This window comes from Mesorhizobium sp. M1088 (assembly GCF_040318575.1).
Classification (GTDB): Bacteria; Pseudomonadota; Alphaproteobacteria; order Rhizobiales; family Rhizobiaceae; genus Mesorhizobium.
This window is the reverse complement of the sequence record NZ_JAMYMO010000013.1, coordinates 134,097-140,890: the sequence shown is the minus strand read 5'-3', so window position 1 is coordinate 140,890 and position 6,794 is coordinate 134,097. Positions and strand designations below refer to the sequence as shown.

The window sequence follows — 6,794 nt, the reverse complement described above, 5'->3', positions numbered from 1 at the left end:
CGGCTGTTTATGTTTTTTAAAATATCAATCTATGTCAAACCGGGGGCCGCAGGGGTGCCGCTTTATTACGTATAGTTTTGGTTTTCACCCCCCGGCGGCCGGGGTTATTCCCCCCCCGCACCACTTCCTGTTGCCGGACTCCAGCTTAGCAAGGGGGTGAATTATAGTCATGGGCCCCACCATCAAAGTCGTGCGATGCGCTGAGCCGGGCAGGCTGGTGTTTGAGGAGCAGCAGGCACCAGGCACTCCGCCCGAAGGCTGGGCACTGATCAATGTCGCCTGTGTCGGGATATGTGGAACCGACTACCACATCTTCGAGGGCAGGCATCCTTATCTCGCCTATCCGCGCGTCATGGGCCATGAGGTTTCGGGAACAATCGCGGCAATCAACGCGCCCGTGGACCTGTCGGTTGGAGAGCAAATCCTCGTCAATCCCTATCTTGCCTGCGGAAATTGTGCCGCCTGCCGCCAGGGAAAGCCGAACTGCTGCATGTCGATCGAGGTGCTTGGCGTGCACCGTGACGGTGCCATGAGCGAGCAGATTCTCGTGCCGGCGCAGAACTTGATACCAGCGGCCGGCCTGTCACCGGTCGAGGCTGCCACGGTCGAGTTTCTGGCCATCGGTGCTCACGCGGTGCGCAGATCCATGGCGGGGCCCGGCATTCGCGCCTTGGTTATCGGCGCCGGGCCGATTGGCCTCGGCACCGCGCTTTTTGCGCGCATAGCGCAACTCAACGTGACCATCATGGACGTCGATGCCGAGCGGCTGGCCTTTGCCGCAAGGCAATTGGGCTTCCTGGTGATCGACGCGTCGAAGGGATCGATCGTCGAAACGATAGCGGAGCGAACTGCGGGAGCAGGTTTCGACGTCGTCTTCGACGCCACGGGGAACAGCCGTTCGATGCAGGCTGCCTTTGCCTATGTTGCCCATGGCGGCGTCATGGTGATGGTCAGCGTCGTGCCGGACGACATAACCTTCTCAGATCCAGAGTTCCACAAGCGGGAAATGATGCTGATCGGCAGTCGCAACGCGACGCGTAGCGATTTCCAGCACGTCATTGCCTCGATGCGCGCTGGAAAAATACCAATCGACCGACTCGTCACCCATCGCACCACCCTGCGCGACAGCCCACGCGACATCGCAATCTGGGCGCAGCAGAAGTCCGGTCTGATCAAGGCCGTTGTCGACGTGGCTGGATCTGGCTGATGTCAGCAAACACAATCAAGATATGTGACCGCAGCCCTGATGCTGCATTATGGGAGGGGGAGTTGCTCGGTGACGCCAGGCTAAGCGGCGCGCTTGACACGGTATTCGGAGTGGGTTTCCTCCGTGAACAATTGTCCCTGCCGAACTGGCTTGGCGTTTCACTGATTGCAGCGGGCGCAGTTCTCGTCGCATACAAAGGTTGAAGCCGTGAAGCGACGATCCTTCCGGCACAAAATGCGTTCACGCCAAGTCCGCCGGGTATTCGCATCGCTTGAGTATCCGACGTCGCTATTTTATATGATGCGTGATGTTGATGCGCACCAAGCAGGGCAACATGAGAACCACACTGGCGATCGATGACGATGTCCTGGTTGCAGCCAAGGCCATCGCCCGGCAGCAGGATCGCAGCCTCGGCGAGGTCATCACCGATCTCGCCCGGCGCTCGCTGCGCCGGCCTCAAGCCGGCGGCGAGCGCAACGGGATCCCTCTTCTGTCGCCTCGGCCGGATGCACCTCCCGTCACGCTTGAGACGGTCAATGCCTTGCGAGACGAACTGCCGTGACGCTCCTGCTCGATGTCAATGTGCTGATCGCACTGATAGATCCTGGCCACGTCGCCCATGACGACGCGCATGGTTGGTTCGAAGAGACCGGTAAACTCCGCATGGGCTACGTGTCCCGTCACTGAAAACGGCGTCCTGCGCATCGTCGGCAACCAAAGATATCCCAATTCTCCCGGCTCACCAGCTGTTGTTGCGCGAATCGTTACCAAGTTGCGGACCCTGCACGGGCACAGCTTCTGGCCCGACGATGTGAGCCTGGTTGGCTCCGGCGACATTGATGTAGCCAAAATCCTGACCTCGGCGCAGGTGACGGCTACCTACCTTCTCGCGCTTGCCAAGGCGCGCGGCGGCCAACTTGCCAGCTTTGACCGCAAGCTGTCACAAGCTGTCAGCGGCGGCCGTGAAGGGCGGGAAGTCTGCACTGCATCTGATTCCAACAAGGTAGAGACTTCGGTGCGGTCTACCTTCGATCTTCTCGGGTTTCTTCGGCGAGAAAGTCGCGGAGGTCCAGAGTCAGCACGGAATCGAGAGCGTCAAAGACTTCTGCAGGTCGAACAACATAGGCAGGTGGTCGAGCGAAGAGGTCAATTGCCATTCGCGAGCGGCCCGAGAATTTGGATTCCCTGGCGGCGTGCGGCAAGTGCGAGCTTCCGATCGAGGGTGGCCAGCGGCAACTCGGTTTCGATTGCCAGCGCCAGATAGGCGGCGTCATAGGCGCTGAGCCCGTGCGAAGCCGCTAATGTCAGCACTGCGCCGTCCGACCCGCCGCCGGCGTCCTCCAGCGGCAATCGGCGCAGCCGTGCCATGGTGGTGGCAGCTTCGCCCGCCGCGATGCGGCCACGCCGCTCGGCCATCAATACGACGTTACGCGCCTCGTGCCAGAACAGGGAAGGGACAGGCGCCGTTGCTCCCGGCAATCGTCGCATCAGGGCGGCCGCCGCCTCACTGTCTTCATCAGGAAGAATCCAGGCAGCCGCCATGGAAAAGTCGACAACGAAAGGCATCAGACGATGATCGCCATCAAGCGCGACGCCCTTCATCGCGCCAGGCCCGAATTTCGTCCTGCGTCACGGGCTTGGCGCGAGCGCGGGCAGCGCTGATCTCTTCGATCACGGCTTCGACATCGTTGCGGCGTTGAATCCGCGACAGTTTAGCGATGGGATCATTGCCGCGCGAAATAATCACCTCCTCGCCGGCTTCTACCCTTGAAAGCAGTTCCGAGAGATGCGTTTTGGCCTCGCCAACTTTCACCGTGATGGTCATTTCCTGTCCTTGGCGCGTCGGGTCAACGTGGTGAGCCGTGTTCATTGCCGAGCTGAGTGTGGATTGCTCGACAATCGCTCTTGCACGCGACGATAGGCGCAATCCTGACCCTTGGTCAAGGCTTGGTCAAGTCATTGCCGACCCCTCGCACGCCGCAAGGCGGGCCGTCTCTTGACAAGGTGAATCGTTCTGGAGCAACGGCTTCTGATTATGCGCAGTGTCTGATTTTGCGGGCGGAAGCTTGCGCAACTTGTCGCGGTTAGCGCACTCCAGTGGATCGCGAGTGGCTATCTGACCATAGTTTGCGGGGCATCCTTGTTCGAGCGTTCGCGCTTGGACGCGCAGCGCCGATCTCTCGCCGTCTCTGTTGCCGTAGCACGACAACCTGATCACGCGGCTCTTCCCCAGGCCCGCGACCCATCTGGACAGTTCGGCCTTGCCCCAAATTGCCCTTTCAGCTGAAACGATTAGGGCGGAACGTTGCAAGCATGGGATGCGGATTGCCAGAGGCGATTTCTTTGGCAAGCAATTCGCCGACGATCAATCCAAGCGTGGCGCCGCTGTGGCTGAAGGCGACGTGAAGTCCGGCAACGGTCTCGACGGAGCCAAGCACTGGCTCGCCGTCGCCGGGGATGGGCTTCGGGCCAACTGCATAGGCAGCGAGTTGGAGCCGCGGATTGCCCTCGAGCACCGCACTAGCCTCCTCGAGCAGTCCTTTGACGGTCTTGTCGTGCACGGTGTAGGTTCCGTCAGAGTTGACCACGACTTCTTCCTCCGACCACGCCGAATCCAAAACAAGTGCGCCATCCGGCGTCGGGCGAACCGCCACGCGGGGCGTATTCAGCACGGCACGGAGCTCGGTCTTGATCGGCTTGGTCTTCAAGAGAAGTGAAATTGGCGTGGCGTCGGGGACACGAACTCCGATCTCTGCGAGCATGATAGGCGTCGCTGGCCCGACCGCAAGGACCACTGCATCCGCCTTTACCGGCACACCGTCGGCAGTGACGACGCCACGCGCGCGACCACCTGTGGCATCTATCCGGACGCGTCCAGCGTCCCGAACAAACTTGCCGCCGCTGGAGCGGAACTCATTGAGCAGCAGACTGATCAAAGACGGCAGGTCAACCCATCCTTCGCCGGGATTGAAGATGGCACCCTGGGGGGTAATTGCGCTCGCGTTGACGCCGGGCACCACTGCACCGACTTCGGCAGGGCCGAGCAGAAGCGCGTCATAACCAATATCCTGCTCCAGCTGGCAGACGGACGCGATCTGGTTCGTCTCGTCATCCGCATCCCAGGTGAGGCCGCCGTCAAAGCGAAGCCACGATCCCGTTTCCGGCCTTGTGGCGGCCAGGGTCCGATAACGGTCGATGCCTGCAAGCCTCAAGCGGTGGTAGGCAGTGTCGGCACGTCGCGCTGAGTTCAGCCAGGAAAGTGAACGGCCGGATGCACCGTTGGCTGGCGCGCCGTCGTTGACAACCGTTACATCAAGGCCAAGACGAGCAAGGTGCAACGCGGAAGAGATGCCGAAGATGCCCGCGCCGATAACAACGACATGGCGCGGCTTTGGTGATGCAGTCATAGAGAAATCCTTCTTCGCAGAAGCCGGGCCGGGAGTTGTTGGATGGCTGCAGAGCGCGGCGGAACTAATAGTCGGTGAGCTTCTTCATGTAGCGCCGGCCCTCAAGCATTGGACGGCCGCGCAGGGCGGCCAGCTCGTAGGCAAAACGCCAAAGCGTGTCGAAGAAGACCAAGGGCACGAGATAGGGTTTGATGTGTTCGGACATACCGCTGAGGTCGAGTTCCGCTCCATCGAGCACCAGGACGTTTTCCCGGCTGCCGTACTTGAAAAGGAAGTCTCGGGCGCGTTCGGGAAGGCTCCGCGTTTCGTCCAAACCCAGCAAGACCACGAAGCAAGTATCCCGGTCGACCACCTCAAATGGGCCGTGAAAGAACTCGTTGGCGTGTATGGCCTGCGAATCGTACCACTGCATCTCCATCAACACGCAGATGGCGTACGAATAGGCCGCACCATAGCTGGCACCGCTGGCCAGTGTGTAGATCGCATTGCGCGGCGCGAAACGGGGGGCGAAGGCCTGAAACCGGTCGGCATAGGTCCGGTGCGCACGCTCGATCGCCGGCTGAAGATGGCTCAGGCTCGTCAGCAGATCGGCAGTTAGCCCGGCATCCTCCCGAGCATCGATCAGGCCGGCGAGCAACATATAGAGCACGCCGTAGTTGCTGCAGGCTGAATCGATTGCTTTGCCCGTCGTGTAGGAGGCCTGGTAGGCGACTGCGTGGTCGACCGCCAGCGCGAGGGGCGATATCTGGTCGAGCGTCATGCCGATTGTCGTTGCGCCTCGATCCTTTGCATGATTGGCCGCTCGCACAGTTTCGCGGGTGGTGCCGGTCTGCGAGCAAAGGACAACGAGCGCGTCAGGTCCCAACCGTCGCGGGTCTCGGCAGACGAACTCATCCGCGTTGTAGATGTCGCAGGCGAATCTGCCGCTGTGACGGTCGACGAAGTATTTGCCTGCCATCATGATCGAGAGCGAACCGCCGCACGCCACGAGGAATAGGTGCGAAAACTGCGTGCCCGCCGTAGCGGTCAGGGCGCGTTCCACGTCGGCGGGCAGGGCGGAAATCATGAGCTTCCTCGTCTCGTTGGCAGAGCTAGGGGCGGGCCCACAATTGACAGGTGGGCGGCCATTGTGCGAACGTTATCACACCCTTTAAACTGAAAGTCCTGCAATGGTCAAGATTGCCGCGATGGGCGATAACGTGGTCGATTGTTATCTTGCTCGCGGCGAGATGTATCCTGGTGGAAATTGCCTCAATGTCTCGGTTTATGTCAGCCGCTTCGGCGGGCGATCGGCCTATGTCGGAGCGATCGGCAAAGACCGGGCAGGGGACCTTATCTGCACTGCACTGGCGTCGGAGCGCGTGGACATCACCCGATTGCGGCGTCTCGAGGGAGCGACCGCTTACTGCCTCATAGGTCACCGCAACGCCGATCGGATTTTCCTGGACTTCGATCTCGGAGTTTCGGTGTTTACGCCGACGCAAGAAGATCTGGATTTTCTCTCGGGCTTTCAGGCCGTCCACATCGGCCAGTCCAGCGGTTTGGACCCGTGGGTTGCCGCTGTATCAAGTAAGTCACTGTTGTCTTATGATTTTTCCACGCGACGGGAACCGGGACATCGACGCGAGATTGGACCCTATTGCTATCTGGCTTGTGTCTCGGGTGACGGTCTCGACGACAAGGAATTGGCCGCAATCGCGGCCGAATTGCTTGCATGTGGTTCAAAGTGGGTTCTTGTGACTCGTGGCCGAGCCGGCGCGGTGCTTCACGGCGACACCGTCTCTTACCGAACCCCGGCGCGGTTGGTCAAACCCGTCGACACCCTGGGCGCCGGCGACACCTTCATCGCCAGAACGCTATTCGGCCTGCTTAAGAAGGAGCAGCCTCAAGACATCCTCGGCCATGCCGCGGACGCGGCGGCTGCTACCTGCCGGTACTACGGGGCAATCGGCCATGCGACAGCAATCGACTTAGGAAAGATGACGCCGGAGATCCCCCGCGCTTAACACTGGAAACCATCTAGCTGAGAAATTCTCCGAAACAATTGACGCGAGAAATGGACAATGCTAGATCAAATGATAACGTTCTCACCTACCTGGCCGAACGCCATCTAAGAGCGTTTTGATAGATGAGACGTCGAGTGGGATCGCAAGGCCGAGTTCGGCCAATCGTAAGAGGAG

At 60.3% G+C, this 6,794-nt stretch carries 7 protein-coding genes and 2 pseudogenes; 5 read left to right on the top strand and 4 right to left on the bottom strand.

Translation table 11 applies throughout. The features are described 5' to 3' along the window. Nucleotides 1-181: 181 nt before the first annotated feature. The 4 genes and pseudogenes from NKH49_RS18185 to NKH49_RS18170 all read left to right on the top strand — a co-directional run bounded on the left by NKH49_RS18185 (nucleotide 182) and on the right by NKH49_RS18170 (nucleotide 2,214). On the top strand, nucleotides 182-1,207 hold the full coding sequence (locus NKH49_RS18185) for a zinc-binding alcohol dehydrogenase family protein (RefSeq protein ID WP_352927120.1): 1,026 nt from the start codon (nucleotides 182-184) through the stop codon (nucleotides 1,205-1,207). A 101-nt stretch (nucleotides 1,208-1,308) separates the two neighbouring features. Next, nucleotides 1,309-1,410, top strand: a pseudogene (locus NKH49_RS18180) (EamA family transporter); the annotation flags it as partial. A 131-nt stretch (nucleotides 1,411-1,541) separates the two neighbouring features. Next, entirely contained in the window at nucleotides 1,542-1,769 is a 228-nt protein-coding gene (locus NKH49_RS18175; protein WP_023679266.1) for a hypothetical protein, read from the top strand. Continuing rightward, a pseudogene (locus NKH49_RS18170) lies at nucleotides 1,766-2,214 on the top strand (TA system VapC family ribonuclease toxin). Before NKH49_RS18175 ends, NKH49_RS18170 begins: the two are co-directional and overlap by 4 nt. A 139-nt stretch (nucleotides 2,215-2,353) precedes the next feature. Here the strand turns inward: NKH49_RS18170 and NKH49_RS18165 are convergent. From NKH49_RS18165 to NKH49_RS18150, 4 genes are all read right to left on the bottom strand, one after another. Next, complete coding sequence (locus NKH49_RS18165; RefSeq protein ID WP_352927112.1) at nucleotides 2,354-2,809, bottom strand: type II toxin-antitoxin system VapC family toxin; 456 nt, start codon at nucleotides 2,807-2,809, stop codon at nucleotides 2,354-2,356. Continuing rightward, on the bottom strand, nucleotides 2,790-3,032 hold the full coding sequence (locus tag NKH49_RS18160; RefSeq protein WP_352467423.1) for a type II toxin-antitoxin system Phd/YefM family antitoxin: 243 nt from the start codon (nucleotides 3,030-3,032) through the stop codon (nucleotides 2,790-2,792). Before NKH49_RS18160 ends, NKH49_RS18165 begins: the two co-directional genes overlap by 20 nt. Nucleotides 3,033-3,486: 454 nt before the next feature. Continuing rightward, entirely contained in the window at nucleotides 3,487-4,614 is a 1,128-nt protein-coding gene (locus NKH49_RS18155) for an NAD(P)/FAD-dependent oxidoreductase (RefSeq protein ID WP_352927109.1), read from the bottom strand. Between the two features lie 64 nt (nucleotides 4,615-4,678). After that, nucleotides 4,679-5,680, bottom strand: a complete 1,002-nt coding sequence (locus NKH49_RS18150; protein WP_352927106.1) for an SIS domain-containing protein — start codon at nucleotides 5,678-5,680, stop codon at nucleotides 4,679-4,681. Nucleotides 5,681-5,783: 103 nt separating this feature from the next. On the opposite strand from NKH49_RS18150, the gene NKH49_RS18145 reads away from it, so the two are divergent. After that, entirely contained in the window at nucleotides 5,784-6,620 is an 837-nt protein-coding gene (locus tag NKH49_RS18145; protein ID WP_352851159.1) for a PfkB family carbohydrate kinase, read from the top strand. The last annotated feature ends 174 nt before the right edge of the window (nucleotides 6,621-6,794 follow it).